The organism is Pseudooceanicola sp. (assembly GCF_041987405.1).
Classification (GTDB): domain Bacteria; phylum Pseudomonadota; class Alphaproteobacteria; order Rhodobacterales; family Rhodobacteraceae; genus Pseudooceanicola.
Map to the genome: position 1 here is coordinate 924,392 of NZ_JBHIWR010000001.1, position 25,825 is coordinate 950,216.

The following is a 25,825-nucleotide window of genomic DNA, read 5'->3' on the forward strand; positions in this document are numbered from 1 at the left end:
ATCATGGCTGGCAATTCGGGCGGCCCCTGGGGGGGCGGCGGAAATTCCGGCGGCGGGCGGCAGCAGCCGCCTTCCGGAGGAGGAGGGGGCGGACGTGGTCCCGACGGGGACAAACCGCAGATCCCGGATATCGACGAATTGATGCGCAAGGGGCAGGATCAGCTTCGTGTGCTCATGGGCGGTCGTGGCAATGGCGGCAACGGCGGTTCGGGGCGTGGCGGCAGCGGCGGGCCGAAGATGACCCGCGGCACCGTCCTGATCGGCCTCGGCGTGGCCGTGGCACTGTGGCTCGGCGCCAGCTTCTACACCGTGAAGCCCGAAGAACAGTCTGTCGAACTCTTCCTTGGCGACTACTCCTCGACCGGCTTTCCCGGTCTGAACTTCGCCCCCTGGCCGGTCGTCACCTATGAGGTGATCCCGGTGACCCGGGAACAGACCGAAGACATCGGCGTCGCAGGGCGCGGTGGCGATGCGGGGCTGATGCTGACCGGGGACGAGAATATCGTCGACATTGATTTCCAGGTGGTCTGGAACATCAACGACCCGGCCAAGTTCCTGTTCAACCTGCGCGATCCGCGGATGACCATCCGCGCCGTGTCGGAATCCGCCATGCGCGAGATTATCGCCCAGTCGGAACTGGCACCGATCCTCAACCGGGACCGGGGTTTGATCGCGGGCCGTCTGCAGGATCTGATCCAGGCGACGCTGGACAGCTACCAAAGTGGCGTGTCCGTTGTCCGTGTGACCTTTGACAAGGCCGACCCGCCTGCACAGGTCATCGACGCCTTCCGCGAAGTTCAGGCAGCTGAACAGCAGCGGGAACGCCTGACGAACGAAGCCGACCGGGACGCCAACCGCGTGCTGGCTGCGGCCCGGGGTGAAGCCGCCCAGGTTCTTGAAGATGCCGAGGGCTATCGCGCCCGCGTCGTCAACGAGGCCGAAGGTGAAGCCAGCCGGTTCTCCGCCGTTCTGCAGGAATACGAAAAGGCGCCGGAGGTGACGCGCAAGCGCCTCTATCTGGAAACCATGGAAAAGGTGTTGGGTGACGTGGACAAGATCATCCTCGAAGACAATGCCGCTGGCGGCGGTTCGGGCGTTGTGCCCTACCTGCCCCTGAATGAGCTGACGCGGTCGCGCAGTTCCAGCCAGACGGGAGGAAACTGATCATGAAAAAGTCAGCAATTCTTTTGCCCGTAGTGGTGGTTCTGGTGGTGATCGGGCTTAGCTCGGTTTTCATCGTCGATGAACGCGAGAAGGCCCTGGTCCTGCAATTCGGCCGTGTGGTCGATGTGAAGGAAGACCCGGGCCTCGCCTTCAAGATCCCGCTGATCCAGGACGTGGTGCGCTATGACGACCGTATCCTCAGCCGCGATATCGACCCGCTGGAGGTTACGCCGCTGGACGACCGGCGTCTCGTGGTCGACGCCTTTGCCCGCTTCCGCATCACCGATGTGGAACGCTTCCGGCAGGCGGTCGGCGCCGGCGGGGTCACCGCTGCGGAAACCCGGCTGGACAGCATCCTGCGGTCGCAGACCCGGGAAATCCTCGGCTCCGTCACCTCGAACGAGATCCTCAGCGCGGACCGTGCGGCCCTGATGCTGCGGATCCGCAACGGGGCGATCGACGAGGCACGCAACCTCGGGCTGGAGATCATCGACGTTCGACTGAAGCGGACCGACCTGCCGCGCGAGAACCTCGATGCAACCTTTGCCCGGATGCGGGCCGAACGGGAACGCGAGGCGGCGGACGAGATCGCGCGCGGGAACGAAGCCGCGCAGCGGATCAGGGCGCAGGCGGAACGGACCCAGGTGGAAATCGTCTCCGACGCCAACCGCCAGGCCGATATCGTACGAGGCGAGGCGGATGCCCGTCGGAACGCGATCTATGCCGAGGCCTTTGGCAGCGATCCGGAGTTCTTTGAATTCTATCGCTCGCTCACAGCCTATGAACGCGCGCTGCGGGGCAACAATTCGACCATGGTGCTGTCACCCAACAGCGAGTTCTTCAACTATCTGAAGTCCGCGACGCCCACGGCGTCCGCAGGTTCCGCGCCCTCGACGCCCGCAGGCCAGGCGTCGTCAGCACCCGCTGATCAGGAGTCCTCGGCACCCGCGGAAGAGGCCGCACCGGCACCCGCCGATCAGGAAACCACAGCGCCCGCGGACCAGGCGCCTGCAGATTCGGCACCCGCGGACGAGACACCAGCAGACCCTGCGCCCTCGGAGCAGGCGCCCTCAGGTACGGCGACGGAATGATCGGCGTCGCCTTTCTGGCCCTCGGGCTGGTTCTGATCGTGGAGGGGCTGGCCTATGCGCTGGCCCCTTCGCTTGTGGAGCGTCTGCTGGAGGCGCTGCGCGCCCTCCCGTTCGACCAGCGGCGGATACTTGGCCTGGCCGCGATGACGTTCGGTGTCGTTCTGGTCTGGGCGGCGAAATGGCTGGGGGCATAGGCACGGGCACGGGCACGGGGCACCGTGCGGTGCCTTCATGAGTTGTTACAGGTTTTCACATGACAATCACGGTCACTTGTCGGGATGCGATTGGCTTTGAGTTGCCGACATGCGAGCCTACGTTGCATGACATCACAGACGGCGCGTTCCGGTGAATGCGCCAGAGAGTCACCCATTAAGAGGAGAAACGGGAGTGAGTACTCAGGCATTTTCCCGACCCCGAGCGGCCCAGGCAGAGCAACGGCAACTGGTTTCCACCAGAGCCTTCTGGACCCTGCTGCTGGCCACCCTGCTGGTTCTGGCCCAGGCGATCCAGGCCATGGCCCGGCCCGAAAGTTTTGCCGATCTGGCCGACAGGTTCAGCCCCTCGGTGGTGAACATCACCACCGCAACCATGGTCGCAGGGCGCGACCAGGCAACCCCGATGGTCCCCGAAGGCTCGCCCTTCGAGGATTTCTTCCGCGAGTTTCAGGACCGCAACCGTGGCGACCGCGCGCCGCGCCGGTCTTCGGCGCTCGGGTCCGGCTTCGTGATTTCCGAGGACGGGTTCATCGTAACCAACAACCACGTGATCTCCGGCGCGGATGAGATCAAGATCGAATTCTTCAACGGCGACACGCTGGACGCGGAACTGGTCGGCACGGACGAGAAGACCGATATCGCGCTGCTCAAGGTCGAGGCGGATCAGCCTCTGCCCTTCGTCAGCTTCGGCGACAGCGATCTGGCCCGAGTGGGCGATTGGGTTCTGGCCATGGGCAACCCGCTCGGTCAGGGTTTCTCGGTTTCGGCCGGGATCGTTTCGGCGCGCAACCGAGCGCTCAGCGGGACCTATGACGACTACATCCAGACCGATGCGGCGATCAACCGGGGCAACTCCGGCGGCCCGCTCTTCAACCTGGATGGCGAGGTCATCGGCGTGAACACCGCGATCCTGTCGCCCACTGGCGGCTCCATCGGCATCGGTTTCTCCATGGCGTCCAACGTCGTCAAGGGCGTGGTCGATCAGCTGAAGGAATTCGGGGAAACCCGCCGCGGCTGGCTCGGCGTGCGGATCCAGGACGTGACCGAGGACATGGCGGATGCCATGGGCCTGCCGGAAGCCAAGGGGGCGCTGGTCTCCGACGTGCCCGAGGGCCCCGCGATGGATTCCGGCATGAAGGCCGGTGACGTGATCGTCAACTTCGATGGTGTCGATGTCGAGGACACCCGTGGCCTGGTCCGCCAGGTCGGCAGCACCCAGGTCGGCAAAACCGTCCGCGTCACGGTCTGGCGCGACGGCAATACCGAAACTCTGAAGGTCACGCTCGGCCGCCGCGAAGACGCCGAGGCCGAGGCCGTACCTGCCGCACAGCCGGGCCAGGACGAACCGGTGGAGAAGGATCTGATGGGCATGTCCCTGTCCTCCATCACGCCGGAGCTGGCCGAACAGCTGGACCTCGGCGATGCGGACACGGGCCTGGTGGTCCGCGAGGTGGACGAGGCGTCGGATGCCTATGAGAAGGGTCTGCGCGCGGGTGATCTGATCACCGAGGCCGGTCAGCAGAAGGTCGAAGCGATCAGCGATCTGGAAGAGCGCGTGGAAGAAGCGCGGGAGGCCGGACGCAAATCCATCCTGCTGCTGATCCGCCGCCAGGGAGAGCCGCGTTTCGTCGCCCTGCCGATCGAAGACAGCTGATTTCCGACAGAATTGGAAAACCGAAAGGGCCGTGCGATGCGCGGCCCTTTTTACGTGCCGGTTTATTAAAGAATTCACCCATAAGTAGAAAGAATGAGCCCAATACTTAAAAAATGGTAAATACGTTGCCAATTACGAAACAATTTTCTGATAAATGCCATATTCTGGTCCAAAACGATCAGTAGATCACGCAACAGTTGAACACAGATGCAGGCAGAAACCATGCAATCTACTGGTACATCGGTCGCCGCGACGGCCGGCACTTGGGGCACTACGGTAAAGACCGTTGCCATGGGTGCGGCAGGGACCGCGTTGTGGGGCTCCCTGGCATTCTATTTCGCCGTTGGCTTCAACAGCACCGAAACGGTTGCCTCCGAGGAAGAGGTGAAACGCCTGTTCTTCCGGATGGAGCTGCCTGAGGTCGAATTGGTCGAGGGGTGCAGCCTGAATTACGGCGAAGGGTCCTGCGACGGGCAGGCCTGGATCATCCTGTCGGAATACCGCACCCGCGCCGAGACGCCGGACATGCCGGGCGCTCTGCGCACCAGCCTGCCGGAACCGCTCTGGGCGCAGGTCGCTGCGCGCAATACGATGGCGGACGAGAGCTGCCGCACGACCCTGTCGGTCGACCTGCCGAACTGGCTGGCCGCAGTTCCGCGCGGGGACAATGGCACCACGGTCACCCTGCTGCCGGAACACCTCGCCACCTGTCAGGCCGAAAGCGCGAGCTTCGACCCCAAACGCGAGTACCGGAGTTTCTGGTTCCTGGACGGCAACCAGGTCGTGGCGGAAATGCGCTGCTCCCTCCCCGGGACCTACATGGAACCCAGCTGTGAACTGGCGGCCTATCCGGAGAACGGATCTTACGAGGTCTCCTATTCCCGCCTGCCTGCTCGCAATGTCGAAAAGATCATGGAACAGTCGCCGCACATGCTGTCGGTCCTGGACACCAATCTGCCTGCTGAAAACGCAGGTATCGTCGATCTGGCATTCCTGAAGGCCCCGTTCAATCTGGACGCGGAAACCAGCGAGGCGATGGCGGAACTGCGCAGCGTCGTGCAGTAAGCGCCAGCCCCAGATGTCATGCAAAGGCCCCGGCTGGATCAGCCGGGGCCTTTGCCGTTCGATAGACGTCTGTTCACCCGGTAGGTTCAGAACTGCGGCTTGCGCCCCGCCATGTTGGCCGACACGATCTCGATCTGATGCGCGCCGCCGATCAGCTTGGCCTGTTCGACGCTCTCGGCCATCAGCACCTCCGCCTCTGTCCCGGTTTCGGCCACCTCGATCAGCGCCTTGGCCAGTCGGGTGCCCGAGGGGGATTTCTCGGCAATCGCGGTCACCAGTTCCAGGGCGCGGGCGTGGGGGTCCTCGGCAATCTCGGTGACAAAGCCCCAGTCGACGCCCTTTTCCGCCAGGACGGGATCGGCGGTATAGGTCATCAGCCGGATCACGTCGGAGCGCATCAGCGTGGGCATCAGGACCATGCCGCCCATGTCGGGCACCAGGCCCCATTTGGCCTCCATCACGGCGAACTTGGTGCCCGGCGCGGCGATGCGCACATCCGCGCCAAGCGCCAGCTGAAACCCGGCCCCGAAGGCCACGCCCTGCACGGCGGCGATCACCGGCACGGGCACGCGGCGCCAGACCATGGCGACCTGCTGCATCAGGTTGGCGTCCCCGTGGGTCCGCGTCACGATCCGGTCCGTCTGATCCCCGCCCGAGGCATGTTTGCCGAAGGAGGCCACATCGAGCCCGGCGCAAAAGGCCCTCCCCTCGCCCGATAGCAGGACGGCGCGGATCTCCTCGTTGCCGATCAACGCCTCGCCCGCCGCGACGATGGCCTCGGCCATGTCCGGATCGACGGCGTTCATCTTGTCCCCGCGGGTCAGGGTGACATGGGCGACGTGGTCGCGGATTTCGGTTTTGACTCGGGTCATCTGGGTCCTCCCTCGGATTTCGGCGGAGTGTGCAACGTGCCGTGCGCAGTGACCAGACCCGACCTTGCGTCCCGCATCCTGTCACGGTTATCTCCTCCTCAGCCTTGAGGGAGGACAGCCATGCCACCGCGTTACACCAATCTCGTGCAGAGCTTGCCCGCAACCGTGCCCTTCGTCGGACCGGAAACCCAGGAACGCGACCGGGGCGCGCCCTTTGCCGCGCGGCTTGGCGCGAATGAAAGCGTTTTCGGCCCCAGCCCGAAAGTGCTGGAGGCAATGCGGACGGCGGATGCGGAGATCTGGAAATACGGCGATTCCACCAGTCACGACCTGCGCCATGCGCTGGCCGCGCATTACGGCGTGGCCCCGGGCAATATCGTGGTGGGCGAGGGGATCGACGGGCTTCTGGGCTATCTGGTGCGGCTGGTGGTGGAGCCGGGCGATCGCGTCGTGACCTCTGCCGGGGCCTATCCGACGTTCAACTACCATGTCGTCGGCCATGGCGGCGTGCTGGAGATGCTGCCCTTCCGAGAGGACCGCGAGGACCTGCCCGCCCTTGTCGCCCGCGCGACGGAGGTGGGGGCCAAGCTGGTCTACCTGGCCAATCCCGACAACCCCATGGGCAGCTACTGGCGCGGCGAGGAGATTGCGGCGGCGCTGGACGGACTGGGGCCGGACACGCTGATGGTGCTGGACGAGGCCTATGCGGAATTTGCGCCCGAGGATGCCATGGCCCCGGTGGAGATCGAGGACGACCGCGTGATCCGGATGCGTACCTTCTCCAAGGCCTATGGGATGGCGGGGGCGCGGGTCGGCTATGCCATGGGGGCGGCGGAGGTGATCCGCGCCTTCGAGAAGATCCGCAATCATTTCGGCATGAACCGCTCGGCCCAGGTCGGCGCTCTGGCGGCGCTGCAGGATCAGGACTGGCTGGCGCAGGTGTTGGCGGATGTGGCCACGGCGCGGGCCGAGATCACCCGGATCGCGGCGGCGAACGGGCTGAACGCCCTGCCCTCCGCCACCAACTTCGTCACCGTGGACTGCGGCGGCACCGGCGATCTTGCGCGGGCGGTGGTCAAGGCGCTTGGTGCGCGGGGGGTCTTCGTCCGGATGCCCTTTGTCGCGCCGGAGGATCGCTGCATCCGGATCAGCTGTGGCCGGGCGGAGGATCTGGCAGTTCTGGAAACGGAGCTGCCCGGCGCGCTTGCAGAAGCGCGGGCGGCGGTCTGATCACGCGGTCCCGTCGGCGGCGTGGCGACGGCTCGCCTGCGGGTCCGGGCGGACAGGGTGCCCCGCCCGCCCGTGATCGGGCTACTTGCCCTTCTTCTCACCAAGCGAGATCGGTTTGGCCGCACCGGAATTGGCCGTTGCCAAGACCTTCGGCTTCTCCTGCTTGGTTTTTTTGACTTCCTTGTTTCCGCGTCTGTTGTTGCCTTTTCCCATCGCGCCCTCACGGGTTGAAGTTCCGCGCCGACGACATGCCGGGCGGATCGATCCTCAGGAAGATCAAGGTTGCCTGAACGGCTCAGGGCGATGACTTCGGTGAGTCGTACCTGACCTGACCGGGTCATTGGTACTGGCGAGAATCTACGCCTGCGCCGGTCACCTGACAAGGGGCCGCAGCACACCGAAGCGCGGGATCGGGCAACCGTTGGCGGGCCCATGCCGGACCGGTGTCAGCCCTCTGCGATGACCTTGGCGGCGGCGGCCAGCGCGCCGGGGCCGTGGTGCACGCCGATGGCCTGCATCCCCGCCTCCAGCGTGCCCAGCATGCCCAGCACCATGTGCGCGTTGAGGTGGCCCATGTGACCGATGCGGAAGAAGCCCTCGCCCTTGGGGTCCTCCTTCGTCTCCATGCCCAGACCAATGCCCAGGGTCACCCCGGCATTGCGCGCCACCCATTGGCGCAGGGCGGAGCCGTTGCGTTCTCCCAGCCCAAGCGCGGTGACGGCGTGGCTGCGCAGGGCGCGATCGGCCACGTTCAACCGCAGCGCCCCGTTGTCCGCGCCCCAGGCCTCGCAGGCGGCCCAGATGGCCCGCGCCAGGGTTTCGTGACGCTTCCAGACCTGCTCCATCCCCTCGGCATGCAGGATGTCGAGCGCGGCGCGCAGGCCAAAGAGGTGATGCGTCGGCGCGGTGCCGCCGAAGAACTGGTAGAAGGCCTGCGGGTCGATCCGGTTCTTCCAGTCCCAGTAGCGCGACACGCGGGGGGTGGCGTCGCGCGCGGCCTCGGCCCGGGGGCTGACAAAGACGAAGGACAGGCCGGGCGGCACCATCAGGCCTTTCTGGCTGCCGGTGACGGCGATATCGACGCCCCAGGCATCCATATGGAATTCCTCGCAGCCCATGGAGGCGATGCAATCCGCCATCAGCAGGGCCGGATGCCCCGCCGCGTCCAGCGCCGCGCGCAGCGGCCGCGGATCGTTCCGCACCGTGGTGGCCGTGTCGACGTGGCTGAAGAGGACGGCCTTGTACTCATGGCCCTTGTCTGCGCGCAGGGCCTCCTCCAGCCGGGCGGCGTCGATGCCCGATTTGGTGCCGAAGTCCAGCTTGTCGACCTGCAGGCCCAGCCCCTCGGCCATCTCGGCCCAGCCATGGCCGAAACGCCCGGTGACGCAGACCAGGATGCGATCCCCGGCGGAGGCGATGTTCGAAAGAGACGCCTCCCATGCGCCGTGGCCATTGGCGATGTAGATCGCCACCTTGCCCTCGGTCATCGCCACCTTTTTCAGGTCCGGCACCATGGCCTGGACCATCGCCACGATATCGCCCTCGTAGATGTTGGGCGCGGGCTGATGCATGGCCTGCAGCACCGCGTCGGGCATGACGGAGGGACCTGGAATGGCGAGATAGGGACGACCTGCGGCTAGGGACATCTGACACCTTCGAAGACGTGGACCGGCAAAGTGTTAGCGGCACCGTCGGCAGGGTCAATCCGCGGTGTCATGAATATTCGTGGGGAAAAACCGAACGGATTGACATGGAAGGGGACCGGATGGAACGTTTCATCCGGGATGAGGAGAACGACATGACAGGACAGGCGAGGCGCGCAATCGTCATCGGGGCCGGCCCGACGGGGCTGGCGGTGGCGGCATGCCTGAAGGAACACAATGTGGAGGCGTTGATCCTTGAGCGGGCGGCGGAGGTCGGATCGTCCTGGCGGGGGCATTACGATTGCCTGCGGCTGCACACGGTCCGGGGGCGGTCTGGCCTGCCGGGGATGCCCTTTCCGGCCAGCGCCGACCGCTACCCGACGCGGGCGGAGGTGGTGGAGTATCTGGAGACCTATGCCGCGGCCAAGGGGTTGGCACCGCGGTTTGGCTGCGAGGTGACCGCGATCCAGTCAGACGGACAGACCTGGCATGTCGTCCACAAGGACGGGGAGGAGACCGCAGAGATCGTCGTGATGGCCACCGGCCTCAACGGGACGCCGCGCCTGCCGGGCTGGGCGGACAGTTTCGACGGGCCTGTGCTGCATTCGTCCGACTACAAGAACGCCGAAGGGTTCCGGGGCCAGCGGGTGCTAGTCGTGGGCTTCGGCAATTCCGGCGGCGATATCTCCCTCGATCTGGCGCGGGCGGGGGTAGCCGTTGCACTGGCGGTGCGCGGGCCGGTGCAGATCCTGCCGAAGGAGCTGTTCGGCGTGCCGATCACCTCTTTCGGGACGATGAGCAAACTACTGGGCCCCCGCGTCGCCGACCGGCTGACCGCACCGATCCTGCGGGCAAAGGTCGGACGGCCGGAATCCTATGGGCTGCACTCCCATCCCAAAGGGCCGGCGACGATGGTGGCCGAGGACGGGCGGATCCCGCTGATCGACGTTGGCACGCTTGGCGCGATCCGCGCGGGGCAGATCGCCGTGCAACCCGGTGTCGCCGCAGTCGAAGGGCGGGAGGTCTGTTTTGCCGATGGCAGCGTGGCGGAGTTCGACGCCATCATCGCGGCAACTGGCTATGAGCTGGACCTGCGGCCCTTGCTGGGCGAAAGCTGCGCGGCGCTGGACCACAAAGGACAGCCGAAGGTCAGCGGCGGCCCGACCCCCTGCCCCGGCCTCTACTTCTGCTCCTACCGGGCAACAGCGGACGGGCAGCTGCGCGCCTCCGGCATGGAAGCGCAGGCGATTGCGGACCATGTGGTCGGGATGCAGGCCGCCCCGGCGTGACGTCCCGTCTGCCCTCGCCTTGCTTGCCTGCCGGGATCGGGTCGCCTACATGGGGCGGACCGAAGCCTGCTAGCCTCCGAGGACCGATGAGCCTGATCGCACGGATACAGGAATGGGAGCGCAACCTGCGCGCCTCCTACAATGTCGACCTCTCGACGCCGGAAAACCGGCGGCGGGCGCATATCTACAACCTGTGGTTCGACCATGCGATCCTGCGCAAGGTCTGGACCAACTTCTTCCAGATCGCCCCGGGGGTCTACCGCTCGAACCATCCGACGCATGAACGGTTCGTGAAGATGAAGGCCATGGGGATCAAAACGGTCCTCAACCTGCGCGGGGCCGGCGGGGCGGCGCATTACCTGACCGAAAAGGAAAGCTGCGCTGCGCTTGGCCTGACGCTGGTGGATTGCAACCTGCAGGCCCGCCATGCGGCACCGCGTCAGGACATCCTCGATGTCATCACGGCCTTCCGGACCATCGAAAAACCCTTTGTCATGCATTGCAAATCCGGCGCGGACCGTGCGGGGTTTGCCAGCGCGATCTACCTGATGGTGATCGAGGGGCGGCCGGTCTCCGAGGCCAGAAAAATGCTGTCGGTCAAATATGTGCACCTGAAATGGAGCAAGACCGGCATTCTGGATTACATCCTGAACCGCTATGCCGCCCGACAGGCTGAAACGGGGATCGGCTTCGAGGACTGGATCGCGACCGAATACGATCACATGGAGATGCAGCGCGCCTACGAAGCCCAAAGGTCGGGACGGTGAGCGGCGCGCCCTCTCCGCGCTCGGATGAAGGGCTGAGCCTGCTGCGCTGGCTGTGGCGCGGCTATCTGCACAAACATATCTGGCTGCTGCTGCTGGCGCTGGCCTTCATGGCGCTGGAAGGGTCGATGCTGGGCGCGCTCAGCTGGATCATGAAGCCGATGTTCGACGAGGTCTTCATCCAGGGCAATACCGGCGCGCTTGGCTGGGTCGGCGGGGCGATCCTGGGCATCTTCTTTGGCCGGGCCGTCGCCTCCATCGCGCAGAAGGTGCTGCTGGCGCGGATTTCGCAGCGCAGTTCGGCAGATATGCGGACCGATCTGCTGGCCCGTCTGATGCGGCAGGACGGGGTGTTTCACCAGACCCATCCCCCGGGCTTCCTGATCCAGCGGGTGCAGGGCGACGTGTCCTCCATCAACGACGTCTGGAACGCGGTGCTGACGGGCGCGGGGCGCGACGCGGTGGCATTGGTGATCCTGATGGTGGTGGCGCTCTCCGTCGACTGGCGCTGGACCCTGGTGGCGCTGATCGGGGCGCCGCTGCTGGTCCTGCCCTCTGTCGTGGTTCAGCGTTTCGTCCGGCGGCGCTCGCGCGAGGCGCGCGATCTGGGCGCGCGGCTGGCGACGCGGCTGGACGAGGTGTTCCACGGCATAGTGCCAGTCAAACTGAACCGGCTGGAGCGTTACCAGTCCGACCGCTACGGCGCGCTGACCAATGATCTGGTCCGGGCCGAGGTCCGGGCGATCACCGGCACGGCGGCGATCCCCGCGCTGATCGACGCCATGGCAGGGATCGGATTTCTGGGCGTGCTGATCTTCGGCGGGCAGGAGATCATCTCGGGCGAAAAGACCGTTGGCCAGTTCATGTCCTTCTTCACCGCCATCGGCTTCGCCTTCGAGCCGCTGCGCCGCCTGGGCGCCGTCTCGGGCGTCTGGCAGGTCGCCGCCGCGGCGATGGAGCGGGTGCGCGAGTTGATGGAGGCCAAGCCGACCATCGTCTCCCCCGCCAATCCGGTTGCCGCGCCGACAGGCGTGCCGGGGGTGACACTGCGCGGTGTGAACCTCAGCTATGGCGAGACTCAGGTGCTGCACGGGCTGACACTGACAGCGGAGCCGGGGCAGACGACAGCATTGGTCGGGGCCTCGGGGGCCGGGAAATCCACGGTCTTCAACCTGCTGGCCCGGCTGGTGGAGCCGCAAAGCGGCACGGTGGAGATCGGCGGCGTGGCCGTATCGGCCATGGCGCTGAGCGATCTGCGGGGGCTGATTTCGGTCGTCTCGCAGGATGCGGCCCTGTTTGACGAAACCCTGCGGGAGAACATTCTGCTCGGCCGCACCGACGTCAGCGAGACGCGGCTGCAGGAGGTGCTGCGCGCCGCCCATGTGGCGGATTTCCTGGACAAGCTGCCGCAGGGGCTGGACAGTCCTGTGGGCCCGCGGGGATCGAACCTGTCGGGCGGTCAGCGGCAGCGGGTGGCCATCGCCCGGGCGTTGCTGCGCGACACGCCGATCCTGCTGCTGGACGAGGCGACCTCGGCCCTGGATGCGGAAAGCGAGAAGGTGGTGCAGGACGCGCTGGACCGCCTCTCGCATGGGCGCACGGTGATCGTGATCGCACATCGCCTGTCGACGGTGCGGGAGGCGGACAAGATCGTCGTCATGGATGGCGGGCGCGTCATCGACGAAGGCCCGCATGAAGAGTTGCTGGAGCGCGGCGGGATCTATGCCCGGCTGCACGAGCTGCAGTTCAAGACCGACGGGATGACGGCCGATAGGCTTGCGCTAGAGCGTGCGGGTCGGCCCCGCACAGGTAGCGCAGCAGAAGGACCAGATTCCGCCCGCCCCGCCGAAGCCAGCCTTCCGCGGCGTATCTGGCGAAGCTTGTTCGGGCGGTGACGGGCAAGGCGGTCAGGCGCGGCAGGCGACGGACCAGCGCGACATCCTCCATCAGTGGAATATCGGGATAGTTCCCGACCTGCATGAGAAGATCCGACCGGATCAACAGCCCCTGATCGCCATAGGGCAAGCCGAACACCCGGCTGCGCAGGTTGGCCCAGCCCGCAACCAGGCGCGGGCCGAGGCCCCGGGCCCCATAGGCCAAACGGAAATAGGCGGGGGCGCCCGACGCCAGATGCGCCATCACGACGTCAGACCAGTCCGGGTCCAGCTGCGTGTCCGCATGTAGGATCAGCAGCCACTCCCCCTGCCCCGCGGCACAGCCCCGGCGCAACTGCCCGCCGCGCGAGGCCGGGCCGGTGACGACCTCCGCCCCGATCTCGGCCGCGATGCGCAAGGTCCTGTCGGAGGAGCCGCCATCGCTCACCACCACCTCGCGGATCAGCCCGGCGTTCAGCCCCTCCATCAGCGCGGCAACGCAGCCCGGCAGGCTCTGCGCGGCGTTCAGGGTGGGGATGATCACGGAAATGGGGGCACGCATGGGTCGGTCACGGGGTTTTGTCGGGCTGTGGCGGTGTTATATCTGGCCCGTAACCCATGCGGGGAGAGCAGGACCATGACAAGCCAAAATGCCGAAACCGACCGGACCGTGCTGCGCGTCAGCGGCGGGGATGCGCGGGAGTTCCTCCAGAACCTCGTGACCAATGACCTGGACCGGCTGGCCCAGGGGCCGGTCTATGCCGCCCTGCTGACCCCGCAGGGCAAGCTGATCGCGGATTTCATCATGCAGGCCGACGGAGAGGCGATCCTGATCGACGTGGCGGCCCTCTGGGCCGCGCCGCTGCTGCAACGCCTGTCGATGTACAAGCTGCGGGCGGACGTGCAGATCGAGGAGACCACGCTGAAGGTCCGGCGCGGGACCGGAGAGGCGCCGGAGGGCGCGGTGAGCGACCCGCGCAACCCGGCGCTTGGCTGGCGGCTCTATGGCGCGGAGGGGGGCGATGACGGATCGGACTGGGACGCGATCCGGGTGGCGCAGGGCGTGCCTGCCTCCGGCGCGGAACTTGGGCCGGACAGCTATATCCTGGAGTTGGGGTTCGAGCGGCTCAACGGGGTGGACTTCAAGAAGGGCTGCTATGTCGGACAGGAGGTCACGGCCCGGATGAAGCACAAGACCGAGCTGAAGAAGGGGCTGCGCATCGTCCGGCTGGACCGCGAGGCGCCGGAGGGGGCCGAGATCACGCGGGACGGCAAGGTTGTCGGCACGCTTTTCACCCAGGCGGGTGACATGGCGCTGGCCTATCTGCGGTTCGACCGGATCGGGACGGGCATGGTCGCGGGCGAGGCGCAGGTGACCGTGTTGGTGTGAGACGGGGGATGGGTGCAGAGCACCCATCCTACGGGCGCGACGGGTTTAGAGGGGTCCTGAAATAGCAAAAGCCGGGCTTGGGGGCCCGGCTTTCTGTTGCTGCGGAACGGCTGGTTACGCCCGTTCGGTATATTCCATCGTCTCGGTGTTGACGATGATGTCCTCGTCCTGACCGACAAAGGGCGGCACCATCACGCGGACGCCGTTGTCCAGCACCGCGGGTTTGAAGCTGTTGGCGGCCGTCTGACCTTTGACCACCGGCTCCGTCTCGACGATCTTGCAGGTGACCTTCTGCGGCAGGGTGGCGTTCAGCGCCTCGCTTTCATGGAATTCGACCAGGATGGTCATCCCGTCCTGCAGGAAGGGGCGCCGGTCGCCCAGAATATCGGCGGGCAGTTCGACCTGATCGTAGGTTTCGGTATCCATGAAGGTCAGGATGCCATCGGCCTCGAACAGGAACTGCATGTCCTTCTGCTCCAGCCGTACGCGCTCCACCTTGTCCGCCGAGCGGAAGCGTTCGTTCAGCTTGGATCCGTTGCGCAGGTTCTTCATCTCGACCTGGGCGAAAGCCCCGCCCTTGCCCGGCTTTACATGGTCGACTTTGACCGCAGCCCAGAGGCCGCCGTTGTGTTCCAGCACATTTCCGGGACGAATTTCGTTTCCGTTAATCTTTGGCATGCCATTTTCCGCCTAAATACGCCTGTTTCGGGCAATTGGGTTGATCGCCATCAGTCCGGTCCTATATCTGGACCTCCGGTTCCTGACAAGGGACGGGTGCCAAAGTGATGCCTCACGCAGCTATGCACTGGACGCATAACAGGGTTGAGAAAGTTGCCCGCCCGAATCGACACAATTTCGCCATAAACGGCGGCACGCCCGAACTGCAAGAGCAATAACAAAGGTCGCACTATGAAAGATTTCGTTGACGGAACGGCATACAACAACGAGCAAGGTAACCGCTCGCGCAAACTGTTTGCCGCCGTGGTGCTTGCTGCCCTCGACGATGCCATCGCCGATGACAAGAAATACGGCAACGGCCCGGAACAGATCGCCCGTTGGGCGCGCTCGCGCGATGGTCGCGAAGTTCTGAGCTGTGCCGGGATCGACCCGAATGAACGTGTCGTCGCCGGTCTGATGGAGTTCGTGGGCCGTGGTGTCCGCACTTCTGTCGCGCTGTCGCGCGAAGAGAGCGAACGCCGCCACGCAGCGGAGCAGGCGGACGCCGCCTGATCCTCTCGCAGGAAGCACTACAAAAAAGACGCGCCCCACGGGGCGCGTTTTTTGTTGCGATGATGATGGATGTCAGGGCCCTGCCCGTGCGTGGCATGACGGGGCGGTCAGATCGCCCCGCCTCCCGCCTGAGCGTCAGCCGAGGTCCTGCGCGGTCAGGGCGCGGTGGATTTCCCGGCGCACCAGCTTGCGCACATTGCGCGTGATCCGTTCGCCAAGCGCACCCTGCAGCTCCTGCCGCACGATCTCCGCCACGAGGTCGCGCAGCATCTCCTCGTCGAGGATCGTCGCCTCCTCCGCGAGGGTCTGGCGATCGTCGGAGTAGTGATCCGGGGCATAGTGGCCCCGGGCGTAATCCTCCGGCTCCTGCGTGGCGTTGGCGGCGTAGGGGTGCGGCTCCAGCGGCTCGTCCACCTGCGGCGGGAAATCCACGACGTCCTCGTCCAAGGAGGACAGTTCATCGGGCGCGGCGGCGGCGAACTCTTCCGCCTCTGCGTCGTCCAGGGCGACGGCGAGGTCGTCCGGATAGTCTGCCTCCGCCTGCACGGAGATGACGTCGTCGTCCGACGCCTCAACCTCGGGGGTCAGCGCATCTTCGATGGCCTCGGCGTCCTCCGCCTCGATTGAAAACGCTTCGACAGCCTCGCCATGAGCCCCGGCCAGGTCGCTGTCGTCACCTTCCAGCGCCTCCGCCTCGTGCACCTCGTCGGCAACCTCCGGCTGGACCAGATCCCGGTCCGCCGCCGCATCATCCCACGGCACGGAGGAGGTCAGCGGACCGGGCGAGGCTTCGCTCACCTCGTCGGCTTCCGGCTCCCACTCTCCGCCACTGGTGGAGACCACGGATTCGACCTCCGCAATGCGCTGACCAAGGGAGGTGATCCCACTGCGATGCAGGAACCTGGGGACGGTCTGGGCCTCCTCCGCCTCTGCGGTCGTGTCATCCTCATCCACGTCATCGGCGTCGGTGATCCGGTCGTCGTGATCGGCGTAGGACAGGCCATCGTCGGCCTCGGCCAGCGAACTATCCTCGTCGCCCATTGCCGCGCCGCCGTCGACCGTTTCCTTTTCCGGTGCGACGGCAGGCGCCTTGGACGGTGTCACAAGAGCGTCCTCATCCCCGCTCAGCGCGAAAAGGGCGGATCGGACGGCCTCTTCAGTCACGGGGACGGCAGGTTCGGGCACGGGCGGGCGCTGGACGGGGGCGATCCCGATCGGGCGGGCGGCGTCGATCTTGGCCTGTTTCGATCCGGCGGCGCGCACACGCGCCATCAGATCCAGCAGATCCGCCTCCTCGTTCGTGTCTTCGGCATGGGTGAAGGGGGCCTCGTCGGACGAAGTCGTCTCCGATCCCGGCTGGACCCGCAGCGCCGGTGTCAGCAACAGCCGGTCATCCGTCCCGGATGCCGCGGCCCGCGCCTCCTCCCGGGCAGTTTCCTGCGCCTGGGCGGCTTCGATCTTGCGTCCATCCCGCGCCTGGGCGCGGACCTCTTCGGACACGAGTTTGCGAATTGAAGACAGGACGTCTTCGATCTGAACATTGGTTACAGAATCTGACATCGATTTCCAGCCGATCTTGCCTCCGCGTCAAGGTAACGCGAAGGGCGGGTTATCTCAATGGATGTGGCTGATTTTAATCGTTGCCTATGCGGCGCAGAACCCGATCGAGTTTCTTGCCCTGCTCACTCAGGCCAGCCGGTGCATCCTTGACCATGTTGTAATAGCCCGCAGGGTCGTAGATTCTGACCTTGAGCTTCAGCTTCTGAGCGGTGAGTTCTCCCATCGCCGCGAGCAACGTATATCCTGCAGATAATTCGTCAACCTGTGCCGAGATGAGAGTTGCCCGCGCGTCGAGCAATTCCTGTTCGGCGTTGAGCACATCCAGCGTGGTCCGGGCGCCAAGCTGCGCCTCTTCGCGCACGCCACGGAAGGCCACCTGCGCGGCACGGATCTGTTGCTGCCCCGCCTGGATCGAGGCCCGCGCGACCTGGAGGGTGGCCAGGGCGTTGCCGACATTTTGCCGGATCGTATGGGACACGACGTGCAGGTTGGCCCGCGCCGCATCGCGATTCTGCATCGACTGTCGCTGCAGCGAACTGAGCCGCCCGCCGGCATAGATCGTCTGCTGCCCGGTGATCCCGATCGACGCATTGCGCCCATGCGCCCCGGACCTCAGGGTATCGCTCAGCGTGGCACGACCGGTCAGCGAAAATGTCGGGCTCAGCGCGGCATCCGCGAGTTGCACGCGCAGATCCGCGACAGTGGCCTGTCGCCGGGCCTGGGCCATGTCCGGATGCTGACGCAGCGCCGTGGTGCTGGCCGCCTCCAGCGATGTGGGCAGGCGGCCAACGTGACTTGAGGGCGTCAGACGACCGGGTTTGTGACCCACGGCCGCCAGGTATTCCAGCTGCGCGCGGGCCAGATCGCCCTGGGCCGCGGCGAGGCCGGATCGGGCAGCGGCCAGCCGTGCCTCGGCCAGCGAAACATCGGTCCGGGTGACTTCGCCCACCTCGAACCGGTCCCGCGCGGCGCGCAGTTCCTGGGTAATCAGCCGTGTGTTGCTTTCGCGCAGGGCCACGAATTCGGAGGCCCGGCGGACATTGAGGAAGGCATTGGCCGCCCGCAGCAGCACCTGCTGCTCGAGCGAGGTCAGGCCCTCACGCGTGGCGAGCACGGATTCCTTCGCCACCTCGACCCCAAGGGCGGTCTGGCCGCCATCATAAAGCACAAGCTCCGCCGAGAGGGTGAGCGAGAGCGACGCGCTGTCCGAGTTTACCAGAGTGAAGCCGCTGGCCGCGGTCGCATTCCGCCCCAGGTCGCGGGCGAGGTTCCCGCTCCAGGCGACGATCGGACGCAACTGCGCGATGGCCTGGGCCACGTTTTCGTCGGCGGCCCGCAGCAGCGCCCGGTTCTGCTCCAGCAGGCCGGAGTGCTCGTAGGCGGCGGCCATGGCATCGGCCAGGGTTTCGGCCTTGGCCGGCGCGGCGTTGAGCCCCAGAACCAGGCTCAGGGCCATGGCGGCGGATTTCATCGAAAAGGTCAACCTGCTCATGTTTTCTCCCCTGCTCCGGCCCGTTCTTTGTTGTTCAGAGGCTGAAGGCCTCATGTCGTTGGAACCCCGGCAGAACCGGGGCCCCGGCATTGAAGGCGAAGCGCCAGTTGATCTGGCCGTCGATCCGATAGCCGATCCGCACGGTGCCCAGCCGCCCTTCCTGGAACAGCACGGCGATACGGCCGCCATCCTTCAGCTGATCCGTGATCGTCTCCGGCAGATGCTCCACCGCGCCTTCGACAATGATCGCATCGAAGGGGCCGAGATCCGCCGCGCCTTCGGTCAGCGGCCCCTCGTGCAGGACCACATTGTCGGCGCCGACATCCGAAAGGGTGGACTGTGCATCGCCCAGCAGGGCCTCATCCTCTTCCAGTGCGATCACCGCCTCTGCGAGGCGCGAGAGCACGGCGGCGGAATAGCCCGACCCCGCGCCCAGATCGAGCACCAGTTCATCCGGCTGCACATCCAGCGCGTCCAGCATCTTGGCCAGCGTGCGTGGCTCCAGCATCACCCGGCCCTGGCCGAGGTCGATATTGTCGCCCAGATAGGCCGCATCCTGCCGGTCCGCGGGCACGAAGGCCTCTCTCGGCACGGCCAGCATGGCTTCGATGATCGGAAATTTGGTGACATCGGAAGGCCGGATCTGGGTATCGACCATCATGGTGCGGCGCGCGGCGAAATCTGTCATCTGTGAGCTTGTCCGTCCGGTACTGTCTTTGGAGGCGGTTCTGACATATCTTGCGGGCCCGGGCAATGTCCCGGGCACATATGACACCAATATGTGGACCAAGCGCCCCACCCCCGGCTTCCACCCCGGCTGTCGCCCCACATGCGGCCACCGCATAAGGCTTGCAGCGCCGCCCGAGATCGGCTAGTCCACGCGGACCGTTCCGAGGCGAGTTGGCGGAGTGGTGACGCAGCGGATTGCAAATCCGTGTACACCGGTTCGATTCCGGTACTCGCCTCCACGGTTTTCCAAACAATTGCAGCATATCTCAGATATGGCGGTCTATGATCAATTGGCTTACTTGGCCATTGTTTGGCTAGCCGAATACTCCACCGGTCCGGCGCGACGATCTACTTTGCGTCAACCGTGTCTTGCCTGATGCTGTGCCGCTACTTGGTCGAGGCCAACGCTTACGCTCGCCCAAGCTACACAAGTGTTTGCCCATCGCTGAGGTGCTGGCACGCTGCGGGGCCGGGATCTGATCCGGCGATCCGCATCCGATCTCGCCCGACGATGTCGCCGCCGGGCTGGAGGACACGGTCCAGCATATTGCCGACGCCACGGATCATCGCGCTCAGACCGGGCCTGACCTGGCATCCCTGCCGGACGCCGACGCCGATGCCGGACAGGCCCCGATCACGACGTGCCCCCGGACCTTGCCTCGGATCCGTTCCTCGACATGCCGGACGATCCCTTGACGGAGCCTCCCAAACCCGACGGCCAGAGCTGACGCCTGCCGACGGAACCGAAGGGGCGAATTAGCTCACCCTGCCGACCCACCGTACGGTGCCTTAAGAAATATTACTGAATTATTAATGACTTATCCGCGGATAAGGTCCAGCGCCTGTTGGGCAATGCCCGCCCCCAGCAGATAGATGCTGGTCGCGAACAGTCCGACCTGCACCAACGGGCCCGGGTCGAAATGCGCCAGCGAGGCCCAGGCCCCGAAGACCGTCCACAGCACCGCCACGGGAAGCGACATGCGCCGCCAGCGCTTCGTTCGCGTGGGGTGAATGAACTTCAACGGCATGAACATCGCCGCCGCCAGCACCACGATCAGAACCAGAATCAGCCAGGTCGGCGGTTCGGTCGCGAAGAGGACCAGAATCATCATGTTCCAGCACCCCGGGAACCCCTGGAATGAATTATCGTTTGTTTTCATCCAGTTACCCGCAAAGTACAGGCCGCTGGTCAGGGTGATGAGGAACAGCGCGCTCCAGGCCCAGATGCCGGGCAGAATGCCGGACTGAAACAGCGCATAGGCCGGGATGAAGACATATGTCAGATAGTCGATGATCAGATCCAGCAGGGCGCCGTCGATATGCGGCGCATGGGTCCGGACGTCGTATTTCCGCGCCAGCGGCCCATCCACCCCGTCCACGGCAAAGGCCACGACGAGCCAGAGGAACATGTTTCCCCATCGCTCATCCACGGCTGCAAGCAGCGCGAGCATGGCAAAGACCGCACCGGTGGCGGTCAGAACGTGGACCGAAAAGGCTCTGAGCACGGTGGACGACATCTGTCTGTCTTAGCGCATCCAAGGCGAAAAGAAAGCAGAACCGGTGTCCCTCTGCCCGGATCGGCAGAGGATTTCGGGCGAAGGAGGGGCCTGCCGTGGCGCAGATCGGGGCGCATTGCGTCGGCACCGGCAGATGCGATCCGGCGCGGGGGCCAAATGCCGCGCGGCCTGTGATGCGGGCCGGGGCGCGGAGAACATGGGGCTATCCGGGCTCGATATGGTTGTTTGAACGGCGGGACCATACTACACTTATTCCAAGTACGAGCATTTGGTCAGCCCCGCCGGTCGCAGGGCCACTTCAGGGTACGAGGTCGGTTGTGAGTTTCATTCGCCGTTTGGCCATGCCGAAGGACTTCCGAAAACTGGACGAGGATTCAATCCGCGAGCAATATGCGGCGCTCTGCTACCGGGTCGTGAACGACAAGGTCCGCGTCCTGCTGATCACCAGCCGGGGCACCAAACGGTGGATCGTCCCCAAGGGCTGGCCCATGTCCAGGAAGGCGCCGCATGAGGCCGCGCTGACCGAAGCCGCCGAAGAGGCCGGGGTGATCGGCCGCGTCCGGAAAGAGCCGATCGGCCATTACACCTATTACAAGGTGCTGGATGACGGACAGGAGGTGCCCTGTGTCGGCACGCTGTTCCCCGTGCGCGTGCGCCTTCTGCGGGCCGAATACCCGGAAGCGAACGAACGCGACCGCAAGTGGTTCAGCCGCAAGAAGGCCGCCAAGAAGGTGGACGAGCCGGACCTGGCCGCCCTGATCCGGGAGTTCGACCCCTCCAAACTGAAGTGACCCGCGCTTGCATCACCCGGGGTGCGCGCTATGTATGTCAACAGGTTCACAACCCGGGTTCCCATGATCCAGTTCAGCCTCAAATGCGACCGCGACCACCGGTTCGACAGCTGGTTCAAATCGGCAGACGCCTTCGAAACGCTCAAGGCGCAGCGGATGGTCGGCTGTTCTGTCTGCGGCTCCACCCATGTGGAAAAGGCCGTGATGGCCCCGCGCGTCCGCACAGGGCGCGAGGCGGCGCGGCCCTTGTCCGAACCGGCCAGCCCGGCGGAACAGGCCCTGGCGGAGTTGCGCCGGAAGATCGAGGCGGAGTCGGATTACGTCGGCGCGGATTTCGCGAAAGAGGCCCGTCGCATCCATGACGGCGAGGCCGAGGCGCGACAGATCCACGGCGAGGCGAAGCTGGACGAGGCGCGCCAACTGCTGGAGGACGGGGTGCCTGTCCTGCCGCTGCCCTTTGCACCGAACCGAAAGGCCAACTGACTTATGCGTATCGTGATTACCGGGGCGAGCCGCGGCATCGGGGCGGAGCTTGCCGCGCGTTACCGGGCGCGGGGGGACGAGGTCATCGGCACCTCCACCACGGGCGGCAACGGTCTGATCCCGCTGGACCTGGCGCAGGCGGAGCCGGATTTTGCCCCGCTCGCCGCGGCGGTCGGGGACGGGGCGCTGGATCTGCTGCTGTGCAATGCCGGGATCTATCCGGACAAGGGGCACGCGATCGAAAGCGGTTTTGCGCCCGCCGACTGGTCCCGCGCCATGGCGGTGAACGTCGCCGGGCCCTTCCTGACGGTCCAGGCCCTGCTGCCTGCGCTGCGTCGGACGACGGGCGCGCGTGTGGCGGTGATCGCCTCGGCCATGGGCAGCCAGGAACGGGCACCGGGCGGGTCCTATATCTATCGGTCTTCCAAGGCGGCGGCGGTGAACCTGGCGCGGAACCTGGCCCGCGATTTGGCGGGTGAGGGGATCGCCGTTGGCGCCTATCACCCGGGCTGGGTTCAGACGGACATGGGCGGGACTGGGGCGGATATCGACGTCGCGACCTCCGTTACGGGGCTGATGGCGCGGTTCGATGCCCTATCGGTCGCCTCCACGGGATGTTTCGAAACCTATGACGGGGTGCCGGTGCCCTACTGACACCTTCGTGCGCGATCAACGCCCCGAAATCCGGGGCATCTTGCGCTTTCCCCCCGACCTCACTAAACCGCCGCGGAACAAGGTTGGGGAGCGTTCATGCCCGTTCTCGTGATGAAATTCGGCGGCACCTCTGTCGCCACGCTGGACCGCATCCGCCGCGCCGCGAAACGCGTCGGGGTGGAGGTCGCCAAGGGCTATGACGTGATCGTCATCGTCTCGGCCATGGCCGGCAAGACGAACGAGCTTGTCGGTTGGGTCGGCGAGACCTCCAAGTTCTACGATGCCCGGGAATATGACGCCGTCGTGTCCTCGGGCGAGAACGTCACGGCGGGCCTGATGGCGCTGACCCTGCAGGAAATGGATGTGCCCGCGCGCTCCTGGCAGGGCTGGCAGGTGCCGCTGAAGACCAACAACGCCCACAGCTCGGCCCGGATCGAGGAGATCCCGACCGACAATATCAGCGCCAAGTTTGCCCAGGGCATGAAGGTGGCCGTCGTGGCCGGCTTCCAGGGGATCAGCCCCGAGGGGCGCATCACCACGCTTGGCCGGGGTGGGTCGGACACGACCGCCGTCGCCTTTGCCGCCGCCTTCAATGCGGAGCGCTGCGATATCTATACCGATGTCGACGGGGTCTACACGACCGACCCGCGCATCACCGACAGGGCCCGCAAACTCGACAAGATCGCGTTCGAAGAGATGCTGGAGCTGGCCTCGCTTGGCGCGAAGGTGCTGCAGACCCGCTCGGTCGAGTTGGCGATGCGGTTCGGGGTGCGGCTGCGGGTGCTGTCGTCCTTCGAGGAACAATCTGATGAAGCCGGCACGCTGGTCTGTGCCGAGGAGGAAATCATGGAAAATCGTCCGGTCTCCGGCATTGCCTATTCGCGGGATGAGGCGAAGATGACCCTTATCTCGGTCGCCGACCGTCCCGGCATCGCCGCGGCGATCTTTGGTCCGCTGGCCGAAGCGGGGATCAACGTGGACATGATCGTCCAGAACATCGCCGAAGAGGGGCGGACGGACATGACGTTCTCCTGCCCCGTGGATCAGGTGGCGCGGGCGGAAAAGGCGCTGAACGCGGCGAAGGACAAGGGCGACATCAACTTCCACGATCTCGTCGCGGATACCAATGTCGCCAAGGTCTCGGCCGTCGGCATCGGGATGCGGTCGCAGTCGGGCGTCGCGGCCAAGATGTTCAAGACGCTCTCCGACGAGGGCGTCAACATCAAGGTCATCGCCACATCGGAGATCAAGATCTCCGTCCTGATCGACCGCAAGTACATGGAGCTGGCCGTGCAGGCGCTGCATGATGCGTTTGAGCTGGAGAAGATCTGACCCGCGAGGGGGTTTCTGATTAGACAGAATCGGGATTAGGATGGGGGCATTGAATGCCCCCTTTTCCTTGTGAGGTTACCATGCGCCGACTGACCCTCTGTTTCCTTCTCTCCCTTCTGCCGCTCTCCGCCCAGGCCAATGACCTGGACGTGCCGATTACCGAGAACCCCTATCGCGACTGTCAGGCCGCCTGGTATTCCATCGGGCAGGTTCAGGGGCTGAAGGCCGATGGGGACGGGTTCCTCTCAGTGCGCTCCGGTCCAGGGTCGAATTACCGCAAGCTCGATGAGGTCTATAACGGCGACAAGCTGGAGATCTACGAAGTGCGCGGTGACTGGCTGGGTGTTGTCTACCGCGGCAATGGCGAGGATTTCGGCTGTTCCACCACGCCGCGCCCCCTGCCCTATACCTACAAGGGATGGGTGCACCGGAACTGGGTCAAGGTTCTGGATATCGGCTGACCGGGTCGGTCAGGCCAGCCTGTAGAGCACCGGCGTCGCGGCGGTTTTGTTGAGCTCGAACGAGCGCAGGACGAAGCTGCGGAAATCACGGCGGAAGATCAGCGCCGGAAGGATGTCGGACGGCCCGTCCCATCTGCAATGGTTGATGACGGTATAGTCGGAGGCCTCTTCCGGGATCAGCAGGGTCGAATTGTCGAGACCGGTCGCATGTTGGAACCATCCGGCGGTGTGTTCCCAGATGGCAAGGTTCACATCCCGGTCGTCGGCGACGAAGTAGTTGAAGAGGAATATCCCATCCCGGTCGTGATCCACCGGACCGATCCGGCGCGCATTGGTCAGCACGTGGTGATCGACACGTTTCGACACGGCTCTGATTTCGGACAGAAATGCTTCCGCACCGTCGATCCAGTCCCGCGCCTCTGCCAGGGTGGGAAAGGCCAGGAGAAGGACGGCGTCGTAGCGGGCGACATGCACCTCCGGCCTGTCCTTCAGATATCGGCCCCGGCCCGGGGGGACCAGCCAGGCCCGGAAGACCGACACCTCGGCCCCCTTGGGCTTCACCGATTTCATGAGGGCGAGGACCCTGCGTTTGCGACGGCTCATCCAGCCGTAGAGAAACGGGGGCCGCCAATCGACCTCTGCCCCGATCCAGACATAGCCGCGCCCGTCGGCGTCGATCAGGGACACCTTGGGATAGTCCGCTTCCAAGCCGGTTGTTCTGAGGCCGGTCGTTTTGAGGTCTGTCATTTCGTTCCCTTCCGCCCGGCGCTAAACTATGTGTAAACTCACATATGTGCATTTGCACCTAAATGCAAGAGGCCACCCTTGTTCGCTTTCGAAGACACCCTGCCCCATTGGATCAACCGCCTGTCCTTTCAAATCCGGTCCGAGGCGCAAAAGGCCTTTACTGAAAAGGGCATCGACCTGACGCCGGAGGAATGGGCGATCCTCATGGTCATCTGGTCACGTGGGCCTCAGCGCATGACCGAACTTGCCGCGACGACCTTCCGCGACCGGACCACGGTGACCCGGATGATCGACCGGCTGGTTCGCAAAGGGCTGATCGAACGGCAAAGCAGCGCAGACGACCGCCGCACTGTGCGCATCGCCGTGACGCCTGTCGGCGCGGCGTTTGAGCCCGAGGTGATGTCGGTGATCACCCCGTTGATCGCGCGGGCCATGGCGGGCGTGACGGCGGAGGACGCGTCCCGCGTACTCGCCATTCTGCGTCAGGTTTCCGCCAACCTCGACGCGCCCGGTCCCCCGGTCAGCGGGGACGGCGGATCCCCTGTTGCATGACCCCCGGTGCAGACGGATCGTCGCCC

Annotated in this window: 26 protein-coding genes, 1 tRNA gene and 1 pseudogene; 18 read left to right on the forward strand and 10 right to left on the reverse strand. The window is 65.3% G+C overall.

Features of this window, described 5'->3' with window-relative positions; all coding sequences use genetic code 11:
- The first annotated feature begins 3 nt into the window (after nucleotides 1–3).
- The 5 genes from hflK (at nucleotide 4) to ACFC2Y_RS04100 (ending at nucleotide 5,189) form a co-directional block, all read left to right on the forward strand.
- Complete coding sequence (gene hflK, locus ACFC2Y_RS04080; protein ID WP_375175328.1) at nucleotides 4–1,164, forward strand: FtsH protease activity modulator HflK; 1,161 nt, start codon at nucleotides 4–6, stop codon at nucleotides 1,162–1,164.
- A gap of 2 nt (nucleotides 1,165–1,166) precedes the next feature.
- Nucleotides 1,167–2,255, forward strand: a complete 1,089-nt coding sequence (locus ACFC2Y_RS04085) for an SPFH domain-containing protein (RefSeq protein WP_375175327.1) — start codon at nucleotides 1,167–1,169, stop codon at nucleotides 2,253–2,255.
- Nucleotides 2,252–2,449, forward strand: coding sequence for a DUF2065 domain-containing protein (locus tag ACFC2Y_RS04090; protein ID WP_375175326.1), 198 nt, complete (start codon nucleotides 2,252–2,254; stop codon nucleotides 2,447–2,449). The genes ACFC2Y_RS04085 and ACFC2Y_RS04090 overlap by 4 nt, the downstream gene beginning before the upstream one ends.
- A 319-nt stretch (nucleotides 2,450–2,768) precedes the next feature.
- Nucleotides 2,769–4,124: a Do family serine endopeptidase gene (locus ACFC2Y_RS04095; protein ID WP_375175393.1), complete on the forward strand. Its 1,356-nt coding sequence runs from the start codon at nucleotides 2,769–2,771 to the stop codon at nucleotides 4,122–4,124.
- A gap of 222 nt (nucleotides 4,125–4,346) precedes the next feature.
- On the forward strand, nucleotides 4,347–5,189 hold the full coding sequence (locus ACFC2Y_RS04100) for a hypothetical protein (RefSeq protein ID WP_375175325.1): 843 nt from the start codon (nucleotides 4,347–4,349) through the stop codon (nucleotides 5,187–5,189).
- Between the two features lie 86 nt (nucleotides 5,190–5,275).
- Here ACFC2Y_RS04100 and ACFC2Y_RS04105 read toward each other — a convergent pair whose 3' ends face one another.
- The gene (locus ACFC2Y_RS04105) at nucleotides 5,276–6,061 is read right to left on the reverse strand and encodes a crotonase/enoyl-CoA hydratase family protein (RefSeq protein WP_375175324.1); all 786 of its coding nucleotides are present in this window, start codon (nucleotides 6,059–6,061) and stop codon (nucleotides 5,276–5,278) included.
- Nucleotides 6,062–6,181: 120 nt separating this feature from the next.
- Here ACFC2Y_RS04105 and ACFC2Y_RS04110 point away from each other — a divergent pair, with 120 nt between their 5' ends.
- Nucleotides 6,182–7,291 carry a pyridoxal phosphate-dependent aminotransferase gene (locus tag ACFC2Y_RS04110; RefSeq protein ID WP_375175323.1) on the forward strand — a complete coding sequence of 370 codons (1,110 nt, stop codon included), beginning with the start codon at nucleotides 6,182–6,184 and terminating at the stop codon, nucleotides 7,289–7,291.
- 81 nt (nucleotides 7,292–7,372) lie between these two features.
- Here ACFC2Y_RS04110 and ACFC2Y_RS04115 read toward each other — a convergent pair whose 3' ends face one another.
- Nucleotides 7,373–7,504: a hypothetical protein gene (locus ACFC2Y_RS04115; protein WP_375175322.1), complete on the reverse strand. Its 132-nt coding sequence runs from the start codon at nucleotides 7,502–7,504 to the stop codon at nucleotides 7,373–7,375.
- A 233-nt stretch (nucleotides 7,505–7,737) separates the two neighbouring features.
- Complete coding sequence (locus ACFC2Y_RS04120) at nucleotides 7,738–8,937, reverse strand: pyridoxal-phosphate-dependent aminotransferase family protein (RefSeq protein ID WP_375175321.1); 1,200 nt, start codon at nucleotides 8,935–8,937, stop codon at nucleotides 7,738–7,740.
- Between the two features lie 119 nt (nucleotides 8,938–9,056).
- Here ACFC2Y_RS04120 and ACFC2Y_RS04125 point away from each other — a divergent pair, with 119 nt between their 5' ends.
- The 3 genes from ACFC2Y_RS04125 (at nucleotide 9,057) to ACFC2Y_RS04135 (ending at nucleotide 12,882) form a co-directional block, all read left to right on the forward strand.
- Nucleotides 9,057–10,223 (forward strand): flavin-containing monooxygenase, encoded by a 1,167-nt coding sequence (locus ACFC2Y_RS04125; protein WP_375175320.1) that lies wholly within the window; start codon nucleotides 9,057–9,059, stop codon nucleotides 10,221–10,223.
- An 86-nt stretch (nucleotides 10,224–10,309) separates the two neighbouring features.
- Nucleotides 10,310–10,990, forward strand: a complete 681-nt coding sequence (locus tag ACFC2Y_RS04130) for a tyrosine-protein phosphatase (RefSeq protein ID WP_375175319.1) — start codon at nucleotides 10,310–10,312, stop codon at nucleotides 10,988–10,990.
- Nucleotides 10,987–12,882 (forward strand): ABC transporter ATP-binding protein, encoded by a 1,896-nt coding sequence (locus tag ACFC2Y_RS04135; protein WP_375175318.1) that lies wholly within the window; start codon nucleotides 10,987–10,989, stop codon nucleotides 12,880–12,882. Before ACFC2Y_RS04130 ends, ACFC2Y_RS04135 begins: the two co-directional genes overlap by 4 nt.
- On the opposite strand, the pseudogene ACFC2Y_RS04140 reads toward ACFC2Y_RS04135, so the two are convergent.
- Nucleotides 12,818–13,423 (reverse strand): annotated as a pseudogene (locus ACFC2Y_RS04140) (glycosyltransferase); the annotation flags it as partial. The gene ACFC2Y_RS04135 and the pseudogene ACFC2Y_RS04140 overlap by 65 nt on opposite strands.
- A 75-nt stretch (nucleotides 13,424–13,498) precedes the next feature.
- On the opposite strand from ACFC2Y_RS04140, the gene ACFC2Y_RS04145 reads away from it, so the two are divergent.
- Nucleotides 13,499–14,251: a YgfZ/GcvT domain-containing protein gene (locus ACFC2Y_RS04145; RefSeq protein WP_375175317.1), complete on the forward strand. Its 753-nt coding sequence runs from the start codon at nucleotides 13,499–13,501 to the stop codon at nucleotides 14,249–14,251.
- Nucleotides 14,252–14,365: 114 nt separating this feature from the next.
- Here the strand turns inward: ACFC2Y_RS04145 and efp are convergent, their stop codons facing one another.
- Nucleotides 14,366–14,929, reverse strand: a complete 564-nt coding sequence (efp, locus tag ACFC2Y_RS04150) for an elongation factor P (protein WP_375175316.1) — start codon at nucleotides 14,927–14,929, stop codon at nucleotides 14,366–14,368.
- Between the two features lie 231 nt (nucleotides 14,930–15,160).
- Between efp and ACFC2Y_RS04155 the strand changes: the two genes are divergently transcribed.
- Nucleotides 15,161–15,481 (forward strand): DUF6280 family protein, encoded by a 321-nt coding sequence (locus ACFC2Y_RS04155; protein WP_375175315.1) that lies wholly within the window; start codon nucleotides 15,161–15,163, stop codon nucleotides 15,479–15,481.
- Nucleotides 15,482–15,616: 135 nt separating this feature from the next.
- Here the strand turns inward: ACFC2Y_RS04155 and ACFC2Y_RS04160 are convergent, their stop codons facing one another.
- From ACFC2Y_RS04160 to ACFC2Y_RS04170, 3 genes are all read right to left on the reverse strand, one after another.
- Nucleotides 15,617–17,041 (reverse strand): hypothetical protein, encoded by a 1,425-nt coding sequence (locus ACFC2Y_RS04160; RefSeq protein WP_375175314.1) that lies wholly within the window; start codon nucleotides 17,039–17,041, stop codon nucleotides 15,617–15,619.
- 73 nt (nucleotides 17,042–17,114) lie between these two features.
- Nucleotides 17,115–18,533: a TolC family outer membrane protein gene (locus tag ACFC2Y_RS04165; RefSeq protein WP_375175313.1), complete on the reverse strand. Its 1,419-nt coding sequence runs from the start codon at nucleotides 18,531–18,533 to the stop codon at nucleotides 17,115–17,117.
- Between the two features lie 34 nt (nucleotides 18,534–18,567).
- Entirely contained in the window at nucleotides 18,568–19,221 is a 654-nt protein-coding gene (locus ACFC2Y_RS04170; RefSeq protein WP_375175312.1) for a protein-L-isoaspartate O-methyltransferase, read from the reverse strand.
- A gap of 206 nt (nucleotides 19,222–19,427) precedes the next feature.
- Here ACFC2Y_RS04170 and ACFC2Y_RS04175 point away from each other — a divergent pair.
- Nucleotides 19,428–19,501: transfer RNA gene (locus ACFC2Y_RS04175), tRNA-Cys, on the forward strand.
- A 579-nt stretch (nucleotides 19,502–20,080) separates the two neighbouring features.
- On the opposite strand, the gene ACFC2Y_RS04180 is transcribed toward ACFC2Y_RS04175, so the two are convergent.
- Nucleotides 20,081–20,779, reverse strand: a complete 699-nt coding sequence (locus ACFC2Y_RS04180) for a CDP-alcohol phosphatidyltransferase family protein (RefSeq protein WP_375175311.1) — start codon at nucleotides 20,777–20,779, stop codon at nucleotides 20,081–20,083.
- 317 nt (nucleotides 20,780–21,096) lie between these two features.
- On the opposite strand from ACFC2Y_RS04180, the gene ACFC2Y_RS04185 reads away from it, so the two are divergent.
- The 5 genes from ACFC2Y_RS04185 to ACFC2Y_RS04205 all read left to right on the forward strand — a co-directional run bounded on the left by ACFC2Y_RS04185 (nucleotide 21,097) and on the right by ACFC2Y_RS04205 (nucleotide 24,500).
- Complete coding sequence (locus ACFC2Y_RS04185) at nucleotides 21,097–21,570, forward strand: NUDIX hydrolase (protein ID WP_375175310.1); 474 nt, start codon at nucleotides 21,097–21,099, stop codon at nucleotides 21,568–21,570.
- 63 nt (nucleotides 21,571–21,633) lie between these two features.
- Nucleotides 21,634–22,053 carry a DUF1178 family protein gene (locus ACFC2Y_RS04190; RefSeq protein ID WP_375175309.1) on the forward strand — a complete coding sequence of 140 codons (420 nt, stop codon included), beginning with the start codon at nucleotides 21,634–21,636 and terminating at the stop codon, nucleotides 22,051–22,053.
- Between the two features lie 3 nt (nucleotides 22,054–22,056).
- Nucleotides 22,057–22,707 (forward strand): SDR family NAD(P)-dependent oxidoreductase, encoded by a 651-nt coding sequence (locus tag ACFC2Y_RS04195; protein ID WP_375175308.1) that lies wholly within the window; start codon nucleotides 22,057–22,059, stop codon nucleotides 22,705–22,707.
- Between the two features lie 96 nt (nucleotides 22,708–22,803).
- A complete protein-coding gene (locus ACFC2Y_RS04200; protein ID WP_375175307.1) occupies nucleotides 22,804–24,039 on the forward strand; it encodes an aspartate kinase in 1,236 nt (411 codons plus the stop codon).
- An 80-nt stretch (nucleotides 24,040–24,119) separates the two neighbouring features.
- Complete coding sequence (locus ACFC2Y_RS04205; RefSeq protein WP_375175306.1) at nucleotides 24,120–24,500, forward strand: SH3 domain-containing protein; 381 nt, start codon at nucleotides 24,120–24,122, stop codon at nucleotides 24,498–24,500.
- A 9-nt stretch (nucleotides 24,501–24,509) separates the two neighbouring features.
- Here the strand turns inward: ACFC2Y_RS04205 and ACFC2Y_RS04210 are convergent, their stop codons facing one another.
- Nucleotides 24,510–25,247, reverse strand: coding sequence for a hypothetical protein (locus tag ACFC2Y_RS04210; protein ID WP_375175305.1), 738 nt, complete (start codon nucleotides 25,245–25,247; stop codon nucleotides 24,510–24,512).
- Nucleotides 25,248–25,325: 78 nt separating this feature from the next.
- Here ACFC2Y_RS04210 and ACFC2Y_RS04215 point away from each other — a divergent pair, with 78 nt between their 5' ends.
- Entirely contained in the window at nucleotides 25,326–25,799 is a 474-nt protein-coding gene (locus ACFC2Y_RS04215; protein WP_375175304.1) for a MarR family winged helix-turn-helix transcriptional regulator, read from the forward strand.
- Nucleotides 25,800–25,825: the final 26 nt, after the last annotated feature.

Excerpts from the sequence above, each read along its gene's own strand:
- efp (WP_375175316.1), bottom strand. The coding sequence starts at position 14,929 with ATGCCAAAGATTAACGGAAACGAAATTCGTCCCGGAAATGTGCTGGAA.
- ACFC2Y_RS04180 (WP_375175311.1), bottom strand. The coding sequence starts at position 20,779 with ATGTCGTCCACCGTGCTCAGAGCCTTTTCGGTCCACGTTCTGACCGCC.
- ACFC2Y_RS04090 (WP_375175326.1), top strand. The coding sequence starts at position 2,252 with ATGATCGGCGTCGCCTTTCTGGCCCTCGGGCTGGTTCTGATCGTGGAG.
- ACFC2Y_RS04130 (WP_375175319.1), top strand. The coding sequence starts at position 10,310 with ATGAGCCTGATCGCACGGATACAGGAATGGGAGCGCAACCTGCGCGCC.
- ACFC2Y_RS04110 (WP_375175323.1), top strand. The coding sequence starts at position 6,182 with ATGCCACCGCGTTACACCAATCTCGTGCAGAGCTTGCCCGCAACCGTG.
- ACFC2Y_RS04145 (WP_375175317.1), top strand. The coding sequence starts at position 13,499 with ATGACAAGCCAAAATGCCGAAACCGACCGGACCGTGCTGCGCGTCAGC.
- ACFC2Y_RS04100 (WP_375175325.1), top strand. The coding sequence starts at position 4,347 with ATGCAATCTACTGGTACATCGGTCGCCGCGACGGCCGGCACTTGGGGC.
- ACFC2Y_RS04115 (WP_375175322.1), bottom strand. The coding sequence starts at position 7,504 with ATGGGAAAAGGCAACAACAGACGCGGAAACAAGGAAGTCAAAAAAACC.
- ACFC2Y_RS04085 (WP_375175327.1), top strand. The coding sequence starts at position 1,167 with ATGAAAAAGTCAGCAATTCTTTTGCCCGTAGTGGTGGTTCTGGTGGTG.
- ACFC2Y_RS04155 (WP_375175315.1), top strand. The coding sequence starts at position 15,161 with ATGAAAGATTTCGTTGACGGAACGGCATACAACAACGAGCAAGGTAAC.
- ACFC2Y_RS04195 (WP_375175308.1), top strand. The coding sequence starts at position 22,057 with ATGCGTATCGTGATTACCGGGGCGAGCCGCGGCATCGGGGCGGAGCTT.
- ACFC2Y_RS04170 (WP_375175312.1), bottom strand. The coding sequence starts at position 19,221 with ATGACAGATTTCGCCGCGCGCCGCACCATGATGGTCGATACCCAGATC.
- ACFC2Y_RS04205 (WP_375175306.1), top strand. The coding sequence starts at position 24,120 with ATGCGCCGACTGACCCTCTGTTTCCTTCTCTCCCTTCTGCCGCTCTCC.
- hflK (WP_375175328.1), top strand. The coding sequence starts at position 4 with ATGGCTGGCAATTCGGGCGGCCCCTGGGGGGGCGGCGGAAATTCCGGC.
- ACFC2Y_RS04125 (WP_375175320.1), top strand. The coding sequence starts at position 9,057 with ATGGAACGTTTCATCCGGGATGAGGAGAACGACATGACAGGACAGGCG.
- ACFC2Y_RS04190 (WP_375175309.1), top strand. The coding sequence starts at position 21,634 with ATGATCCAGTTCAGCCTCAAATGCGACCGCGACCACCGGTTCGACAGC.
- ACFC2Y_RS04165 (WP_375175313.1), bottom strand. The coding sequence starts at position 18,533 with ATGAGCAGGTTGACCTTTTCGATGAAATCCGCCGCCATGGCCCTGAGC.
- ACFC2Y_RS04200 (WP_375175307.1), top strand. The coding sequence starts at position 22,804 with ATGCCCGTTCTCGTGATGAAATTCGGCGGCACCTCTGTCGCCACGCTG.
- ACFC2Y_RS04105 (WP_375175324.1), bottom strand. The coding sequence starts at position 6,061 with ATGACCCGAGTCAAAACCGAAATCCGCGACCACGTCGCCCATGTCACC.
- ACFC2Y_RS04210 (WP_375175305.1), bottom strand. The coding sequence starts at position 25,247 with ATGACAGACCTCAAAACGACCGGCCTCAGAACAACCGGCTTGGAAGCG.
- ACFC2Y_RS04095 (WP_375175393.1), top strand. The coding sequence starts at position 2,769 with ATGGCCCGGCCCGAAAGTTTTGCCGATCTGGCCGACAGGTTCAGCCCC.
- ACFC2Y_RS04120 (WP_375175321.1), bottom strand. The coding sequence starts at position 8,937 with ATGTCCCTAGCCGCAGGTCGTCCCTATCTCGCCATTCCAGGTCCCTCC.
- ACFC2Y_RS04160 (WP_375175314.1), bottom strand. The coding sequence starts at position 17,041 with ATGTCAGATTCTGTAACCAATGTTCAGATCGAAGACGTCCTGTCTTCA.